Here is a 17,685-nt window from a genome sequence, read left to right on the forward strand (position 1 = left end):
TTTCGTCAAAATTTAAATTTCGTCTGTTGAATTTTCTTTAGCAATACTTTTCTGGGCCGATTCCTTGCCGTAATTCCAAAACACTGTCGGAGTGACAAAGATGTCCAACAGCGTAGAAGAAATAAGTCCACCAACAATAACTATTGCTACCGGATGCAGGATTTCTTTTCCTGGGTCCCCACCGGCAAGTACCAATGGGATCAATCCCAACACCGCCGTCAATGCCGTCATTAAGACAGGAACCAACCGCTCTAAAGAGCCTCGGATGACCATCTCTTTTGTAAACTCTTCACCTTCATTTTTTATCAAATGAAGATAGTGGGAAATCATCATGATACCATTTCGAGAAGAGATTCCGCACAAGGTTACAAACGCAACCATACTTGCTATCGAGATAGATCCGCCAGACAGAGCTATACCGAAAACTCCGCCAATAAATGCCATTGGAATGTTCAACATCACTTGTAAACTGACGAAGACCGACTTGAAGTTCACATAAAGTACAATAAAGATTCCTAATATTGCCGCGATACCCAGGAAGATCATCAGACGAGCTGCCTGCTGTTGGCTTTCAAATTGACCACCATAGGATACGTAGTAGCCCTGAGGTAGCTCGACATTTTTTGCAACCTTCGCTTGAATTTCTGCAACCAAACTATTTAAGTCCCTGCCAGATGAATTTGCCTGAACGACAATTCTTCGAGCCGAATTCTCTCGATTGATCATATTAGGCCCATGAGATTCAAAGACGTCAGCTATGTCTTTCAATAAAATTCGACTTCCATCCGGCATGAGTTTAACTGGAATGCGTTGAATAAGTTCTAAATCAGTTCGTGATTTTTCATCAAATCTGACAACTAAATCTGTCGTGCGCTGATTCTCTAAAATCTGCCCTACCACTTCGCCGTTGAGGGCTTTTTCTAAATTTTTAGAAATTTGACCCGTGACGATTCCATACTTGGCGGCCTCGTCCCTCATGATTTGGATTTTTACTTGAGGCACTAAAACTTGCTGCTCTACTTGCAGATCCACAAGCCCTTGCGTTCCCTCTAAAGCTTGAGCAATCTCGGAAGCCTTGAGTCTGAGCACTTTTAAATCAGGACCAAAAACTTTAATCGCAATTTGCGCCTTCACACCTGATAACAAATGATCCAAACGGTGTGAGATTGGCTGGCCAATATTGACATAAACTCCCTCTATTTGCTCTAGATTTTCACGAATCTCATTAAGCACGACTTCACGCGGTCGTCCACCTTCTTTAAAATCTACGTCGATCTCAGAGACATTGACCCCCTCGGCATGCTCATCTTGTTCCGCTCTTCCAGTTCGGCGCGAAGCATATTTTACCTCGGGAGTTTGTAAAATTATTAGCTCGGCCTGAGTCCCCAATTCATTTGATTTAGCTAAAGAAGTACCTGGCTTAGCTTGAACCGCGATCATCGCAGTTCCTTCATTGAATTTTGGCAGGAAGTCCCGACCCAACTGAGTGGCAATTACTACGGCGATCAAAAACAAACCTGCCGTAAATCCAACGATCAACCGAGGTCTGGGCAACGTCCACTCGAGCAATTGGCGCTGGGCTGATTTTAACTTTTGCACCAACCATCCGTCTGGATGATCCAGCAAATCACCCTTGGTCAACAAATAAGAGCAAAGGGCTGGAGTCACCGTCAAAGACACGACCATCGACGCCAACAAGGAAATGACATATGAAATTCCCAGCGGAATAAACAGACGCCCTTCGATCCCTCCTAAATTAAATAGAGGTATGAAAACTAGGCAGACAATGATAGTCGCAATAACAATCGAATTGCGCACCTCACTTGAGGCATCAAAAATAACACGTAACGGATTCTTAGGATTTGCTGAACTGCGATTTTCCTTTAAACGTCTAAAAACATTCTCTACGTCAACAATGGCATCGTCGACAAGTTCACCAATCGCAATAGCTAAGCCCCCTAAGGTCATCGTATTAACTGAAAGTCCAAAAATTTTAAAGACGATAGCAGTTAGGAGAAAAGAAAGCGGAATTGCGGTCATCGTGATGATTGTGGTACGGAAATTCATCAAGAAGATAAATAGAACGATAAAAACAAGGATCACACCATCACGCAAAGCTTCAACAACATTGTGAACGGCATTTTCAATAAAGGTTGCTTGCTTAAACAAAGATGTCTGTAGCTCTATCCCTTCAGGCAAAGACTTTTCAATTTCCTTTAGTGCTACTGCGATTTCCTTAGATAGTTTAATCGTATCTCCGGTTGGTTGCTTTTGAATTGCCATGACTACGGCAGGATGGCCGTTGATACTTGCATCACCTCGCATGACTTGAGGACGCTCTTCGACACTGGCAATATCCTTAATAAGAACAGGTCGGCCCAAGTGAATACCTACGACGGAATTTAATATATCCTCTTTTGTTTTTACAGAACCCAAGTTGCGAATCAAAGCCTCTTGATCTTGCAGATCAATAAAGCCGCCAGTGGTATTTTGACTTAAGCCCGAAAGGTTCTCTTCGATTTCGTTCATGGTCAGCTGAAATTTCTGAATCTTTTCCGCCGAAAGTAAAATCTGATACTGACGAACCCCGCCCCCAATCGAAATCACTTGCGAGATACCAGGAATGCTCATCAGACGCGGACGCAAGGTCCAATCTGCATAAGTTCGAATATCCATTGGGCGAATCTTATCTGACTTTGCCGACAGTCCAACGAACTGAATTTCTCCCATAATAGATGAAATAGGGCCCATTATTGGAGTCACATTTTTAGGAAGCTTTTCTTTTGCCAGATCAAGTTTCTCTTGAACCAACTGACGGTTGCGAAAGATATCTGTCCCCCACTCAAACTCAACATAAACAACCGAAAGACCTACACCTGAACTTGAACGCACACGCTGGACTCCGGGCAATCCATTCAACGCAGTTTCAATTGGAAAAGTCACGAGAGTCTCGACCTCTTCAGGCGCCAGCCCTCCTGACTCGGTCAAAATATTCACTGTCGGACGATTTAAATCTGGGAACACATCTACCGGAAGATGCGTCAAGACCCATCCCCCGTAGGCCACAATAAAGGCGGCAAAGGCGACGACCAATAGACGCTGTCTCAATGCAAGGCGAATTATACTATCTAACATCTGAACCTCATTACTAATGCCTACATTAGGCCTGGGCATTTAGTTTTGTGACAATTAATATTTTTGTCACAAACAAAGAGCCTCCTTCCTATTAACAGACATAGTTAAAAGGAGCTTTTATGACTTTCTTATCAAAATATATGACGGTGATTTCCCTTGTGAGTCTTTTTAGCATCAACACCATGGCGCACGGAGAAGACAAGCTAGGCCCTCACGGTGGACATATTCGTATGCCAGGCCCATTTCATACGGAGCTTGTTTATAAATCGTCCACAGAGATTGAAATCTATCTTCTAGATATTCAGTTTCAAAACCCAGTTATTGCAAACTCTGTTGTTAAAATCAGCGCCAAATCAAAGGGCAAGACAGAAAACCTAAACTGCCAGGCACAAGAGTCCACAAAATCATTTAAGTGTACGGCTCAGTCAGACCTCAGCCAATCAACTCTAACTCTTGTTGCCAAGCGGGAAATTGCACAGGGAAATGAAGCAATTTACAAGCTGCCCCTTCCCAAAATCACTCAGTCTCATGAAGTGCAAAAGAATAGCGATTCCAAAGAAGAGCACCAACATCATCATTAATTTTAGTTGATACCCTGCTCGGGCCTTCCATTTAAATCATGAATCATGATAGGTATTCACTTGAATGGGAGGCCCTATGAATTGGCTATTGATTCCTTTATTTGTCCAAGTCGCGATGACTTTCGTGCTTCTATACTGGATGGGCTTTTCTCGAGTTAAATCGGTTAGCTCCGGACAGGTAAAAATGAAGGATATTGCCTTAGGTCAAAATGTTTGGCCCGAGCGAATTCAACGAATTTCAAATTGCTTTCACAACCAACTCGAGACGCCAATACTCTTCTACGCCGGTATTATCCTTTGTTTACATCTTCAGATCCACTCTGTGGCCTTGAATATTCTTGCCTGGATCTTTATCATCTGCCGAATTGGACATGCCTATGTTGAGATAAAGACCAACTATGTTCCGACTCGATTTAGATGGTTTTTATTTGGCACGACAACCTTACTTTGTTTTTGGATCTCACTGGCCGCATTTATCTTGCTAAAATCATAGAGGAACTTATGAATATCGAATTTATCCAAGCTGAAGAACAACATGTTGATAAACTCGTACAACTTGTAAACTCTGCCTACCGGGGTGACAGCTCTAAAAAAGGGTGGACCACTGAAGCTGATTTGCTGGATGGGCAAAGGGTGGATCGCCAGGGAATTTTAGAAATCATCAATAAGGAAGACTCTACAATCCTAATTGCAACAGAGGAAAATGAAGACGAAGAAGGCGAAATACTTGGCTGCGTTCATATTGAAAAGCAAGGCGATAAGATGTACTTAGGTATGCTAACTGTTAAGCCCAATCTACAGAAAAAAGGCATCGGAAAAAAGCTAATTGAAGAGAGCGAAGTCTTTGCAGACTTTTGGGACTGTAAAAAAATTTCGATGACGGTCATTTCAGTTCGCACTGAGCTGATTTCTTGGTATCAAAAGCTAGGATTTAAACTAACAGCAGAGAAAAAACCCTTTCCTAAGGACGACCCGCGATTTGGCCTTCCAAAGGTTGATAACTTAGAATTTGTAGTACTTGAAAAGCCGGTTTCTTTTTATTAATAAAACGCAAGAAAACGGGTTTTTTATACATAAAACGCATAATAATTTAGCTACTAAGTATTAAATCAAAAGTGCAATTGGGGCTATATTCTGCTTATCGGAGATCACTATGAATAAAGCCCTAATAGTTGTAGCCTTCTTTTTTCTTTTCAATGGTTTAGCAAATGCGAGCCAAATGAAGCGTCCAATGACTTCGTATCAGTCTTTTTATGGTGTTATTGAGCAGCATAGAATTAATTGCGCTGGCGTAGCTGGAGAAGAATCTACATGTTCAGGCTCATGGAAACATCAGGATCTTTTCGATACTTCAAAAGAATTAAAAAAGATCTCTACAAGTCTTGTTGAAAAGCTTCAAAAGATCGCCTTCGACCAGGCTCAAATTTGGGGAGACACCATCCTTGAAGGTGATTACGTTGCAAGTGGCGAAACCATTCTCGATCAAGTTTTTGCGATCTACCAAGACGGAAACTTAAAAGCCTATTACATCAAATACCATGAAAAAGCTTGGTACGTTGGTGACTGCGACTATGACTACGAAACTCAGGATCCAAATTCTCTTGCTCAATGCACAGAAGGTCGCATCAGAGAAGGAACCTACGTGTCTCCGGATTTGAAAACAGTTATTACTGATGATGAAAACTACGCGGATTTCGAATAGTTCGACATTCAACAAAAGATATAATTTTATCTTCCTTATGGGCCCAATACTCACTATATTGGGCCCATGTCTTTTACCATCGAAACTGAAAATCTATCTCGCGTTTACACTAGCTACGTTAAACCTGAAGGCCTTCTAAACTCCATTAAAGGTTTTTGGAATCGGCAATACCAACACAAAACTGCCCTTGCTGCGACTAATATCAAAATTGAAGAAGGCAAAATTGTCGGCCTCGTTGGTGCAAATGGCGCAGGGAAGACGACTCTTCTCAAGTTGCTATCAGGATTGATTGTTCCCTCGTCGGGCTCTGCAAAAGTATTGGGCTACTCTCCATGGGATCGCAACAATGAATTCCTGCGACAAATTAGCATTTTGTTAGGTCAAAAGAATCAATTATGGTGGGATATTTCACCTTCTGATTCTTACGCACTTTTAGCTCGCATCTATGATATCGAACCCCAAGAAGCTCGCAGACGCGTGGACTACCTAGCCACAATGATGGACTGCAAGCACGTTCTAAATACCCAACTACGACGACTCTCTTTAGGCGAGCGGATGAAGATGGAAATCATCGGAGCCCTTCTACACGAACCTAAGGTTCTATTTTTAGATGAACCGACCATCGGCCTAGATATCGTAGCTCAGGAAAAAATACGCGAGTTCCTAGCTGGCTACGTTAAAGATAAAAAACCAACTATTATTTTAACAAGTCACTATATGGATGATATTTCAAAACTTGCCGATCGCCTTCTGTTAATCAGCAAAGGAAACATCGTCTACGATGGCTCTGTTCAGGAATTTACAAATAAAACTCAAATCGAAACTAACAATGAAGAGGTTGATTTTGAAGCGGTCATTCGTCGTTTTCTTGAAGCGGAATCTCGCCTTTAGTCATTTGGCAATGGTTTCGAATCTTGAGTACCGATTGAATTACTTTATCGATGCTCTTGTTCAACCTGCGCTGACAACAGTAATTGAAATGCTTCTGTGGTTTGCCGTTTTCAAAGGCGCCGGAGTGCAAAGTATCAATGGCTTTGGTCAGGAAGCTTACCTTTCCTATGCTCTGTGGGGAGCCTTCTTTGCTCGGATAGCCGCCAGCTGGATGTACGAATTTAAAATGATCACCGAAATCGAGAGCGGCACGATAAACAGCCTTCTTGTTCGTCCGGTTAGCTTTTATGAATACTACCTGAGTCAATTGATGGGCTATAAAGTGATGACCACAACCGTTTCACTGATTGTGCCAATCATCGCAGTTATGTTTTTTGACTTACCCACTCAACTTCAACGACTGCCTTTGGCAGCCCTACTGGTGCTTTGGTATTTGGTTTTTGTCCACTCTATTAGCTTTGTTATTTCTTGCTTCGCTTTTTGGTTTAACAAAATCCATTCATTTACTGTCGCAAAAAATTTAGCGCTATGGATATTAACCGGAGAACTATTTCCTTTAGATCTTATGCCGGCCGCAACCCAAAAAGTATTGATGGCTCTTCCTTTTAGTGCTGGCGTCTATCTTCCTGTCGGATATCTGACGGGCCGCGTGGATCTTACTCAGGTACTTAATGGATTCGTGTCTGTAACTATCGGGATTATTGTGATGAACTTTATCGGCGCGCTTCTATGGCGCCAAGGCCTTAAAGGCTATTCGGGAACGGGTGCCTAAATGATCCAAACTTTTAAAAAATACGCAGGCCTTTATTGGGCACTCTTTAAAACAAGTCTGATTGCGGATATGGAATATCGCATGAACTTCGTTTCAAGAATTGCGATTGATATCTTTTGGTATGTCGCCCAAATTATGACATTTGAGGTTTTATTTTCCCACACTCCAAAAATTGGTGATTGGGATATTCATCAAATGCGGGTTTTTCTTGGCGTCCTCTTTATCGCTGATGCCCTATTCATGATCGTTTTTCACGACAACCTTGAAAACTTCAGCGAGAAGGTTCGCAAAGGCGATTTAGATTTGCTTTTAACTAAGCCAGTCAATTCACAATTTTTGATTAGCATTCAAAAAGCGACAACCGCAAATTTTGGAAATCTAATCATGGGTATTGGATGGCTGTCATGGAGTTTATCCCAACTTCCGGATTTAAAAATAGAGAGAGTCCTTTGGCTGCTTCTGCTCATTCCAACAGGCAGCTTAATTCAATACTGCATGAAGTTCTTTTTCTCGACCAGTGCTTGCATCTTTGCTCGGTCTGAAAATTTGCACTTTTTATGGTATCAAGTCTATCGCTTAGGAATGAGACCCGACTCTATGTACTTCCCATGGCTTAGATGGATTATTCTATCTGTAGTGCCCGTGGGATTTATCGCCAGCGTACCTGCAAACGCCGTCTTTGGTCTTGCGAATCCGTGGCTTATCCTTTGGTCTGTCGGGCTGACTATTTTATTGTTATATACTAGCCACCGCTTTTGGAAATTTGCACTGAAGCATTATTCTAGCGCTTCGTCTTAATTCCTCTTAAAAGCTGTCCTTAGGGATAATTTATTAAATAAAATTTAATTGGCTTTAGCTTTCAGATAGTTCTCCGATCTTAGAGTCGCAATTTTTTGCAAAATATAATTATCGGAGGACTTTATGCGTAAGTTTTTGCCCCTCGTGTTTTCAACAATCACAATGATTACTCCAGCCACTTGGGCTGGCGAAAAATGGAAAGTCACCTCGCTTGAGTGGCCGCCTTTTACCTGCGAAAAATGCCCAGAACAAGGAGCCGGCACAAAAGCCCTTAAAGAGGCGCTTGCATCTGTGGGTATAGAATTAGAAGTTGTGTTTTACCTTGGTCTCGTGCAATTAAAGAAGGCGCCGACAAATCCGCAGTAGGTTACTATCCTTCATGGCCAGAAGACGTGACTGGGGATTTCTCGGGCTCACCGTCAGTATTTAAATCTCCAGTAGGTTTTATTGAACCTTCAGGCAAACCGTTGAATTGGTCCTCTTTGCAGGATCTTAAAGGGAAAACAGTGGGCGTAGTTCAAGACTACGGCAACACCAAAGACTTCAACGCCGCAGCTAAAGCTGGGGTGTTCAAAACAGAAGTCGTTCCTTCTGATGACGTCAACGTCAAGAAGGTGGCCGCTGGTCGTATCGATGCTGCAATCATCGATATAAACAATGCTAAATGGTATTTACAAACAGACCTCAAAGATCTGGCTGGCAAAGTCACGATCAATGGAAAAATTCTTGAAGAGAAAGATCTATTGATTGCCCTAAACACTCACAGCAAAGACAAGGCTGCAAAATTAAAAGAGGCTTTGGGCAAAGTGAATACTCAGAAAATTGTTGAAGAGTATCTGAAAAAATACGTTAAATAAGAACCTGTTTTTAGATTCATAATTAAAAAGAAGCGGGGCCCTTTCCTACTCTGGAAAGGGCCCCGACAATTGGGAGTATAGGTTTTACTATAAGCCGGATTCTGTCCTACTCACCTGGTCCCACAAGAAGCCCTGTAAGTTTGGATGATCATTCCTCTAGGAGTATTATTACTAACACCCTCAAGCGATCTTACCCGGAGACTACGGACGAGCCGTCCTACTAATGTCCCCCTATTTGATCTTGCTCCGTGCAGAGTTTGGCTGTTTTCACTCCAGCGGCTCCCCAGAAGGCTCCCGTTCCCGCCTTTTGGCTCATTGCCCTGGACATTCTCTCTGTTCCACTAGTCCTCATCTTGCGATGGAGGGGCGTTACCCCTTGCACTGCTCTTTGGAGTCCGGACTTTCCTCACTAATTTCAACTAGTTAACGATGCAACATCGTTTTATTAGCGCGATCATCTATAAAACCGTACGTGTTCTAACACCCCTTGGCATAATCTGCAAGAGGGTTTTACTAGCTCCCATATTTATTTTATTTTCAATAGATCACACAGTAAAGCTTTTAGATCACCCTGCCGATTCGGGACGGGGCGATTCGACGGCTAAAAAAGGAAACTCGATATATGAAAATTCTTTTGTCTATTCTAGCATTTGCGATGACTTTGACTTTGGCTAATAAATCAGTGGCTGCGGACGGCGGACACGGAGAAGGTCACGGTGAAGGCCATAAGAGTGCGGTTCATGATCCATCAGCAGAGATGAACAAGCTTTTCCCTAAAAAAGAGGCAGACCTAACTAAAAGAGTTCCACCTGCTAAGCCAGAATTAGTGTCTCCAGAATTTCATGCAACCGTAGACGCGAAGGCTGTTGAACTTAAATGGAAAGAAGTTTCTGGAGCGACTCACTACCACGTTCAAGTTGCTAAAGATCCAAACTTCAAATGGTTGGTTTCAGACAATTTTGAAGTCAAAGAAACTTCATTCAAGGTAGAAGGCCTAGAAGCAGGCAAGAACTACTTCTGGAGAGTTTTATCAGTGAACAAAAACATGGAACAACTTTTCACAAAATCCCCCTTCGCCCCAAGCTCTTTCGTAACAAAATAAAAAGGGGTCAGGTGTTTTTTTCTAACTGGGGTGCGACAAACGCACCCCTTTTTTTATTTAAAAAGTCATCGCTAAACCAAGTCCGGGTTGTCCATTTACCGGAGCTACAAAGGGCCTCCATGTAACACCGCCTCCACCAGTCATTCGCTTCAATTCATAGTATTTTCGGTTGATTTCGGGTGGCGTCGCCCACAGGTCGATAATCTCCCATACTCGAAACCCAACAAATCCCATAACACCAGCAAAGACGAGTCCTGCCGAACTTTCCGAACAGTCGTTCCTGTTAATCATACTTCCCACACACGACCCCAAGCCTGCGTAGATTGCGACAAGACTACCCAATTCTCCGGCGGTAAATATCCAACCCTTGTCGGAATATCTGCCTTGGATAGCGTGACCAACTCCAAATCCAACTGGGTAGGTGCCGATCACACCCCCGATCACGTACCTTGCCGTAGAAATTTCGCCATTCACCAAAATTTTTCGCTCGTCTTCAGTCAAACTCTGATAAGACTTAGATGGAGCCTCTTTCGATTTAGACAAAGACTCAGCTGCATAACTCTTCACCGAAAAACTAAACATCACTGCAAAAACCATAAATATATTTTTCATCTTTTTCCTCTTTGGGTTTTGACAATTATTTAATCTTGAAAAAATCAATTCAATTTATTTGGAAATACTCTGTTACATATTCGAAACAGGTTATCAGATAGCCTTACACTTAAAGTTCAAATCACCATGAAAGCCCGGCAACGACGTCACATACTCTAAGTGAGCACTCTGCTCTGTCGTCTGAAAAGACATCAAAACTTCGCCATCGAAATGTTGACGAGAATTTGGAAGCATCGATAATTGTCTTGCCGAAAATTCTGTCAAACGAAGTGAATGGTTGTAAGTCACTTTACCATCAGCTGCATTGACATCACTAAATCGAAAGTAAGTAACTGGAATCATCATCAACCCCTGTGTCCTACTGCTTCTGCCCGTAAGAGACATTGTCTTTTTAAAAACATAGAGACGAGCCTTGATTTGAAAACTCTTATTTTCTTTCAACAGCGAACGCATCTCGGGGGTATCCGTAGTGCTAAGGTGATAGTAGTACTTAACGTTCTCGACAGTTTCGGGATGGTTCAAACAATACGACAGTTCTATCTGTCGCACCTCTTTGCCATCAACCACCTCGGATTGTACTCCGCCCAACTCCCATCCTTCAGCAGATGGTTTTTCGTCATCCGAAGGAAAACTACACGCCGCCATCGAAAAACAAAGGGTTGCCATAACTATGAGTTTACCAGTCGCAAGATTCATATTTCCTCCAATGCGTTTTGCATGAACTGGTTATAGGTCTAGTTCTTAAGGCTCGATAGAGTTGTTTAGTAAAAAGTTGTTGAGATAGTAAACTAAAAGGTAAACAGTGCTCATAAGTACTTGATATTACGAATATAAGTTTTGGTGAATTTTAGGTCAAAATGACGATTTTTAACTTTGATGACTACAAAATTTTTTACAATACCTGGGTCGACTCTCAACCCAAACAAGGTCATGGTGAGTATCGTCGATTAGCTCAGGCTTTAAATGTTTCATCGACAATGATTAGTCAGGTTTTCAAAGGCGATAAGCATATCTCGATGGAGATGGCTGCTGATATGGCAGAGTACTTAAACTTATCAGATGAAGAAACAGAGTTCTTTCTTCTTTTGGTAGACTACGCAAAAGCAGGATCATTCAAATTAAAAAAACGATTTGAAAAACAAGTAAAGCAAAAGCGCGATCATTTTAAGAAGCTAGAAAACAGAATAAAAAAAGAAGTAGAACTAAGCGAAGAGACCAAGGCGATTTATTATTCGAGCTGGATCTATTCGGGAGTTCGATTGCTGACGGATATCCCCTCCCTTAATAATGCAACTGAAATATCCGAGCGTTTGAATCTTCCAAAGAACCAAGTCCAAAAAGTTTTGGATTTTTTAAATCAACACGGTCTCGTCGCTCAAAATGAAAACCGATACAAGATGGGCCCCACGCGAGTCTACATTGGAAGCTCGAACCACTTAGTAGCAAGGCACCATCAAAACTGGCGACTGCAGGGATTTCAAAAGATGATACAAGCTGGAGACGACAGCTTTTTCTATACCGCTCCTATGGTGCTTTCCGAAGCTGCTGCCAACAAAATCAGACAAGAACTTCCAGCATTTATTGAAGCTATTGCAAAACAAGTGCAAAGCTCTTCTTCAGAAGTTTCAAGATGCTTGAATATTGATTGGTTCGAGTACTAGCTACCTAGTTCTGAATTTTAATTCATGAAGCTCAGTATCCAGATCGATGTTCTGTAAAGACCCCGGCTCAAAGAGTTTGGCTGTCACCTTGCGGATTAAAGAATAGTCTTCCTTGGACAGCCTCACTCCAGAGGTGCTTTCCGACTCCAATCGAGGAAAGGATTTAAAACACTTTGATCTTGCCTGGCGATAAGCCGAACTTCCTATTAAATCCGCAGCTTCAGCGAAACATTTTTCGCGATTACTTAGCTGCTCTAAAATTCGAACTCCCATTAGCAGTTCATGCACCAGCAATCTTGCTTTTGCCTGAGTGTCCATCTGCGAATACAAATTTTTGTCAACCCAGACATCGCTAGCACTTTGCAACGCTAATTGATCCGTTTTAAAGAAAGTTCCAATGTTCGCTTTTGAAATCTGATCAAGCTTTACTGGAATGATATACCAACTTCGCTCATGGATAAGATAAGTCATATCACGCGCCAAAAGTGGCGCATTTTGTCTTAGCTCCTCGATTAACGGAGCAACAAACTCTTGAACCTCGGGAAGATCTTTAAAAGACACAATGTATGATTCTAATGGCTTTCCATTAACGCCATTTCCACCGCCACCATCATCCAATCCACCAACAGACGAAGAGGCTGGAGGCTCAGGCATATTTGAACCCGGATTCGGAGACGTATTTGTAACATGAATTTCTTTAACAACCTCTTTGGTCGGAGGCACACATCCGGTCATCAACGTTGCTGCAGCTAATAGAATGAAATAAATATTTTTCATACTAAAGAACCTCGCTGAATGATTTGGAGAGCGTGTTCATATTTACCGTCCACTCTCCAATAAGTTGGCCTGATTTTCGTTCCCGGACTAGCACTTGTCCAGCCACAAAGTCGACTACTACACTTGAGACTTTTCGGTTTTCAAAGCCAAGCCCCCGAACCGTTACTTCACGTAAAACATAGACAGAAGGTAACATTCCAACCTCGGCACGCTTCGAAGTGATCTTTAAACATTCCGAGCTCGAGTTGCAAACCTGCATGTCGATCCCTTTCAGGATCGACTCTGCATTTGCCTCCAGAGCAAGTAAAATTAAGAAGGTGTAGATCATTAACTTCTTCATTTAATGCCTCAAAGATTTATTTATCACACTTATGAGTCGGAGCAATTTTATCAAAGTCTCCATCAGGCAACATTCCACCGAATGTTTTATCTTTAAACTGAAGCTTTTCATTACAAGCGTAGTTTTTGATTTCTGGAATAATGACGGTCTTCAAATCTTGCGGAGCTTTTCTAGACCAAGCTAATACATCGATCTTAATTGTATCGATAACCTTTCCATCTTGATCTTTTACTTCCTGAGCAACAGGGCCTGAAATTGCCTTCTCGAAAATCTCTAAATTTTTCAATTGGGCAGCATCTGTTACGATACATAGACCTTGAGAGAACAAGAATCCACGTCTTTGATTTGCAACATCAGAACCTTTTGGGCATAGGCGATCTTGATATTTAATTGCCCAACGAGCCGCTGCCGTTAAGTCTCCAAAAATATCTTTAATTGCAGAAATTTTCGCCTGTCCACGCAGCTTTAGTAGACCTTCAGAGTTCTTAATAGCCTCCCACTGCTCCATCGAAGTTGTTTCTTTACCAGCAAACTTCTTTTGAAGGTCTTTCATTCCCTGTAATGAATAGGAGTTGTAAATAGCCCATACCATTCGCTCGTATCCCACTGCCTGGCGTAAAACCATTAAGTCTGCCGAGTTCATTTTCTTTGTGGCGGCCGCAGAAGCATCACACTCTACACGAGTTGCATCTTTTGAGTTTTCCACAACAACACAAGATTTTCCCCACTCGTCTTTGATCTCTTTTTCAAACAGATAAGGGTTCAAGTTTAATGTTAACTCTGCATCTGCATTTCGAATCAGGAAGACGTGCAAATCTTCAAGAGCCTGCTCATACTCACTGAGGAAATTTTGCATATCAACTTCGGTTTTGATATCATCTTTCCCATCTAGAAGAAATTTCTTCAAAGGCGAATTCGGTAAATTAGATATACTGCGATTATGTTCAGCAATATTACCGCTCTCGGTAATAGCAGGACGCACTCGAGAGTATATTCCTTTTAAAACCATCAATCTTTTTAGAAAGTTTTTATAAAATTGAGCTTTCACATTAGTGGGATCTTTTTCCAAGGCTTGATCAAGCACCTTGTCTGCCAACATAAATGTATAAGGTGTTACCAACTGCTCGGCGGCATCAACTAACTCGTCAGCGTTCATTTGTGGTTTAGTTTGAATGACCAGCTTCTCTTGATCTCCAAGTTTTTCTTTTCCCTTAACTCCACAAGCGGTCAAAGACATAATGACTGCAGTTGCAAGTAGTACTTTGTTAGTTAGGCTTTTCATATAATCTCCTTTTAAAGTTTTAGTATTTGCTTTCGACAAAAGCGTTTTACCAAAACCCCAAAATGACCCACAGATTTAGTTAGTAAAAAGTTAACTTAAAAATTAACTTTTTAGTTAACTAGACCTTCGTCTGGCCACAGTTAAATCAATCCACTGCCATAAGAAGCCACAATCATGCCCAGCTTCTTAGCTAATTAATTCAAGTAGTTAATCATTTTGAGACGTCAAAAAAATATCCACTCCGCCCAAAAGGGGTCAGGTGTTTTTTTGCCTCTCGGGTTTCTTCTGTGGGTAGGTTTCATGCCAGGCTGCTATATTTGAATAGACGCCGGGTATCCATGTGTCTCGAATTGAGAAATCCACACCTCTGAAGGATCTTTAGCATAAACGATTCCTCATTCTGATAGCTGTAGGCCATGGCCTTTAGAACTCTGATTTTATTGTTAAGTCCTTCACTGATTGCAGTCGTTAAATTTGATCGTATATAGGCTTCGATATTGATCCGGTACTTGCGAACTTGCAGTGCAAACTTCCGAAGTGGCAGCAACTTCGAATCTCGAACCAACCCATACCATTTTGCCAAGCGTGATCTAAACCCGTGGACACCTTTTTCTTCTAAAACCTTATGGAAATACTCAACGATAATCATTGCGTTTGAAATATTCGTATTTAACACTTTTAACTTTCCTAGCATATTATTCTCCTCGATAGATAAAACAGCATCTCGCTCTAAAAACATGAACCTTCTCGATGGTGACAACATGATTTCTTCGAACTCTTTTTTGTTCTTTTTTGCCTTTTGAAACTCTTCTTTTCTGACTTTTTCAAAGTATTCGTTCATGCTCTGAACCAAGTGGAATCGATCAATCGCAATCTCTGCATTGGGACAGAGTTTACTCACGGCTTGGAAGTAGCCAGGGTTCATGTCTATTGAAAAAAACTCCACTGATAATCGCTGGGGTCTTGATAGAGTTTTTAAACACGTTGCTAAGGCCATAGCATCCCTACCAGCAGCGTTAGCAATCACCTTTGCAGCCTTCGTACACACTAAGTTTGTTACGAACTTTACGGTCCATCGTGGTGCAAAAGGGTGCTCTCTTTTGGTTTCAGTTTCAGTCTTAAAGTGCACCTCGTCAGCACTCATACGAGAAACATCAAGATCTTTTGTAAACCTGTTTACATCTAAATTCTTTTGCATTTCTCGCATACGCCACTGATCCATTTGCCATAAAGTCTTTGGATCTGAACTCAAGGTCCGGGCCGCAGCAGCACAGGTGGTTTCTTCCATGAGTCGACCCGCGGTTTCGACAAAGCTGCAGCTATGGCCTTTGAATTTTGAATGGATCCCTGAAACCTTAGAGCGTTGGATTTTATTGCATACGGGACAAAGTCCTCGTGGATATCGTAAATGAATAACGACGTCCTTAAAGAGCCCCAGAGGGGGTACTTTAAGGTCTCGATAGCTCCATTGATGGAATTCCAATAAGGGATGCTCGCAGTCCGCGCAGCAGGCGCGGGACCACGGTAACTCTGCCGAAAGCCGACAAGACACAAAGTCCTCTGAAAGCTCCGCGTTGGTAATATTTAAATCTTGCAGACCTAATAAGCTGTTGATCAAATGATGAAGGTCCATTCTTGGCCTTTGTAATTTTTTTTTCGTAGTAAAAAAATCAAATCACAAGGTTCGCCAAGATGGGCCTTTTTATTTCAAGAGACACAACGCAAAAAGCCGGTCACGATGACCGGCTTTACCCCAGGGTATGGGAGCGGGAAGCTCCCATGACAGGATGTCTTTTTTCTTAAGTACCCACAGCTCAATCCCGAGACCCTGTTTTTTTCTAACCAGGGCGCGACAAAGAGTGTTGTCACAGAACTAACGTCTTCAACCTAATTAAGACAAAACGGAAATACATGATGCAAAAGACGTTAAAAGCTATCTCCAATTTGGTATTTCTCTTCGCTCTCCATGCCTACGGCAATATGGCTGTTGTGAGAAATGCAAAAAGACACTTCAAGAGGACGCCAATGCTCGGGTGGCCAAGGATCCAATCACAGGAAAAAAAGTAGATAAAGCCTCCGCAATTATTGGCGCACTCAACGATGGTTCCGTGATTTACTTTGAGTCCGAAAAGACGATGCTTGAATTTAATAGGAAGCAATAAGCCTTATTGATGCGCCCCGGTTAGAAAAAAACACCTGACCCCTTTTTTAGGAGGGGGTCGGTGGGGGCGCCGTGATTTTGGGGGCCTGGCACTTCTTCGAAGTAGGTAGCCGTAGGAATGAGAGGCGTTGTGTGACTGGGGAGCATTTGATGAATCATCCCCGCGCACATTCGGCAGGGGCGATGACTGACAAAAATCCTGGAGCCTTCTGGTAACAAAGAGCCCACCTCTCGGTAAAACCTTTGCAGCATCACGACTTCGGCATGCAAAGACTTGTTGATCGAGTTGGAGTTCACTCCAAAACTAAGTAGCTCCCCGTCTTCAGAAATCAGCACAGCTGAAATAGGTCGATCAAAATCGTGCAGCACTTCGCCGCGGGAATTTAAATCTGCCAAAGATTTCAAAAACTTTTGAACCTCACCAAGACACTGATCGTTTTCAAAGTCCCAACTTCGAACCCGAGCCAAGACTTCTTGCTGCCACTTTTTCGCAATCGTATTTATAGGTAACTGATTGGCCGCATTCAGAAATTGGAAGGGCCCCAAGAACAACGGCTGAGGCCGCTTACTTAGCTCTACCAACTCCAAAGTCCGCACAAGCTCCTTAACTTCATTCGACACTATAGAGGGCTGACCAATAGAGCTCACCCGTTTTGCAATAATTCGGATCATTCCTCGATCCATCTCACTCAATTCGGCAGACGTATAAATGCGATTCCTCAAGATGAAAAAACTGAGGTCCTTACGCTCGTCAAAAAGCGTTTGCACAAGATAAGTCACCGCCGAATAGGGGGCTCGTTGAGCCGACCTTTCGACGGAAACCCAATAGACTCTTCCCTCATGCTCTACAAAAGCAAAATCATCCAAATTGGACACATCAGCCTTTTCCTGCAAAAAAGCCAAAATTCCAGCTGCCCGCTGCATCTGAAACTCAAGAAGCTTTTGTTGTTTTTGAGAGTTACCCATGAAAAAGAGATATCATGAATCCTTGACCTTGTCTAAATCCACGAAGAC

General features: G+C 42.3%; 20 protein-coding genes and 1 other RNA gene. 12 read left to right on the top strand and 9 right to left on the bottom strand.

Going from position 1 to position 17,685, the window contains the following annotated elements; genetic code table 11:
- Positions 1-12: 12 nt before the first annotated feature.
- A complete protein-coding gene (locus AC04MN_RS04025) occupies positions 13-3,135 on the bottom strand; it encodes an efflux RND transporter permease subunit (protein WP_475381906.1) in 3,123 nt (1,040 codons plus the stop codon).
- Between the two features lie 119 nt (positions 3,136-3,254).
- Between AC04MN_RS04025 and AC04MN_RS04030 the strand changes: the two genes are divergently transcribed.
- From AC04MN_RS04030 to AC04MN_RS04070, 9 genes are all read left to right on the top strand, one after another.
- Complete coding sequence (locus AC04MN_RS04030; RefSeq protein ID WP_475381907.1) at positions 3,255-3,716, top strand: hypothetical protein; 462 nt, start codon at positions 3,255-3,257, stop codon at positions 3,714-3,716.
- A gap of 76 nt (positions 3,717-3,792) precedes the next feature.
- A complete protein-coding gene (locus AC04MN_RS04035) occupies positions 3,793-4,209 on the top strand; it encodes an MAPEG family protein (RefSeq protein WP_475381908.1) in 417 nt (138 codons plus the stop codon).
- Between the two features lie 8 nt (positions 4,210-4,217).
- Complete coding sequence (locus tag AC04MN_RS04040; protein WP_475381909.1) at positions 4,218-4,760, top strand: GNAT family N-acetyltransferase; 543 nt, start codon at positions 4,218-4,220, stop codon at positions 4,758-4,760.
- Between the two features lie 109 nt (positions 4,761-4,869).
- The gene (locus AC04MN_RS04045) at positions 4,870-5,418 is read left to right on the top strand and encodes a hypothetical protein (RefSeq protein ID WP_475381910.1); all 549 of its coding nucleotides are present in this window, start codon (positions 4,870-4,872) and stop codon (positions 5,416-5,418) included.
- A gap of 66 nt (positions 5,419-5,484) precedes the next feature.
- Positions 5,485-6,309 carry an ABC transporter ATP-binding protein gene (locus AC04MN_RS04050; protein ID WP_475381911.1) on the top strand — a complete coding sequence of 275 codons (825 nt, stop codon included), beginning with the start codon at positions 5,485-5,487 and terminating at the stop codon, positions 6,307-6,309.
- Between the two features lie 10 nt (positions 6,310-6,319).
- A complete protein-coding gene (locus AC04MN_RS04055; protein WP_475381912.1) occupies positions 6,320-7,081 on the top strand; it encodes an ABC transporter permease in 762 nt (253 codons plus the stop codon).
- Entirely contained in the window at positions 7,082-7,879 is a 798-nt protein-coding gene (locus AC04MN_RS04060) for an ABC transporter permease (RefSeq protein WP_475381913.1), read from the top strand. It abuts the gene before it with no gap.
- 123 nt (positions 7,880-8,002) lie between these two features.
- Entirely contained in the window at positions 8,003-8,245 is a 243-nt protein-coding gene (locus AC04MN_RS04065) for a hypothetical protein (protein ID WP_475381914.1), read from the top strand.
- A gap of 26 nt (positions 8,246-8,271) precedes the next feature.
- Positions 8,272-8,736 (top strand): substrate-binding periplasmic protein, encoded by a 465-nt coding sequence (locus AC04MN_RS04070; protein ID WP_475381915.1) that lies wholly within the window; start codon positions 8,272-8,274, stop codon positions 8,734-8,736.
- Between the two features lie 74 nt (positions 8,737-8,810).
- On the opposite strand, the gene rnpB is transcribed toward AC04MN_RS04070, so the two are convergent.
- An RNA gene (rnpB, locus tag AC04MN_RS04075) (RNase P RNA component class A) lies at positions 8,811-9,206 on the bottom strand.
- A 152-nt stretch (positions 9,207-9,358) separates the two neighbouring features.
- On the opposite strand from rnpB, the gene AC04MN_RS04080 reads away from it, so the two are divergent.
- Entirely contained in the window at positions 9,359-9,838 is a 480-nt protein-coding gene (locus tag AC04MN_RS04080) for a fibronectin type III domain-containing protein (protein ID WP_475381916.1), read from the top strand.
- A 57-nt stretch (positions 9,839-9,895) separates the two neighbouring features.
- Here AC04MN_RS04080 and AC04MN_RS04085 read toward each other — a convergent pair whose 3' ends face one another.
- Together AC04MN_RS04085 and AC04MN_RS04090 are read right to left on the bottom strand one after the other, a co-directional pair.
- The gene (locus AC04MN_RS04085; RefSeq protein ID WP_475381917.1) at positions 9,896-10,450 is read right to left on the bottom strand and encodes a hypothetical protein; all 555 of its coding nucleotides are present in this window, start codon (positions 10,448-10,450) and stop codon (positions 9,896-9,898) included.
- Between the two features lie 93 nt (positions 10,451-10,543).
- Positions 10,544-11,146, bottom strand: a complete 603-nt coding sequence (locus AC04MN_RS04090; protein ID WP_475381918.1) for a hypothetical protein — start codon at positions 11,144-11,146, stop codon at positions 10,544-10,546.
- Between the two features lie 161 nt (positions 11,147-11,307).
- Between AC04MN_RS04090 and AC04MN_RS04095 the strand changes: the two genes are divergently transcribed.
- On the top strand, positions 11,308-12,111 hold the full coding sequence (locus AC04MN_RS04095) for a TIGR02147 family protein (protein WP_475381919.1): 804 nt from the start codon (positions 11,308-11,310) through the stop codon (positions 12,109-12,111).
- On the opposite strand, the gene AC04MN_RS04100 is transcribed toward AC04MN_RS04095, so the two are convergent.
- The 4 genes from AC04MN_RS04100 to AC04MN_RS04115 all read right to left on the bottom strand — a co-directional run bounded on the left by AC04MN_RS04100 (position 12,112) and on the right by AC04MN_RS04115 (position 16,143).
- Positions 12,112-12,888 carry a hypothetical protein gene (locus AC04MN_RS04100; RefSeq protein ID WP_475381920.1) on the bottom strand — a complete coding sequence of 259 codons (777 nt, stop codon included), beginning with the start codon at positions 12,886-12,888 and terminating at the stop codon, positions 12,112-12,114.
- 1 nt (position 12,889) lies between these two features.
- A complete protein-coding gene (locus tag AC04MN_RS04105; protein WP_475381921.1) occupies positions 12,890-13,228 on the bottom strand; it encodes a hypothetical protein in 339 nt (112 codons plus the stop codon).
- A 16-nt stretch (positions 13,229-13,244) separates the two neighbouring features.
- Positions 13,245-14,510, bottom strand: coding sequence for a hypothetical protein (locus tag AC04MN_RS04110; protein ID WP_475381922.1), 1,266 nt, complete (start codon positions 14,508-14,510; stop codon positions 13,245-13,247).
- A gap of 298 nt (positions 14,511-14,808) precedes the next feature.
- Complete coding sequence (locus AC04MN_RS04115; protein WP_475381169.1) at positions 14,809-16,143, bottom strand: ISL3 family transposase; 1,335 nt, start codon at positions 16,141-16,143, stop codon at positions 14,809-14,811.
- Between the two features lie 400 nt (positions 16,144-16,543).
- Between AC04MN_RS04115 and AC04MN_RS04120 the strand changes: the two genes are divergently transcribed.
- Positions 16,544-16,672, top strand: coding sequence for a hypothetical protein (locus tag AC04MN_RS04120; protein WP_475381923.1), 129 nt, complete (start codon positions 16,544-16,546; stop codon positions 16,670-16,672).
- A gap of 20 nt (positions 16,673-16,692) precedes the next feature.
- Here the strand turns inward: AC04MN_RS04120 and AC04MN_RS04125 are convergent, their stop codons facing one another.
- Positions 16,693-17,637 (bottom strand): Bd3614 family nucleic acid deaminase, encoded by a 945-nt coding sequence (locus AC04MN_RS04125; RefSeq protein ID WP_475381924.1) that lies wholly within the window; start codon positions 17,635-17,637, stop codon positions 16,693-16,695.
- Positions 17,638-17,685 lie beyond the last annotated feature (48 nt).

The organism is Bdellovibrio sp. ZFWA1 (assembly GCF_056175665.1).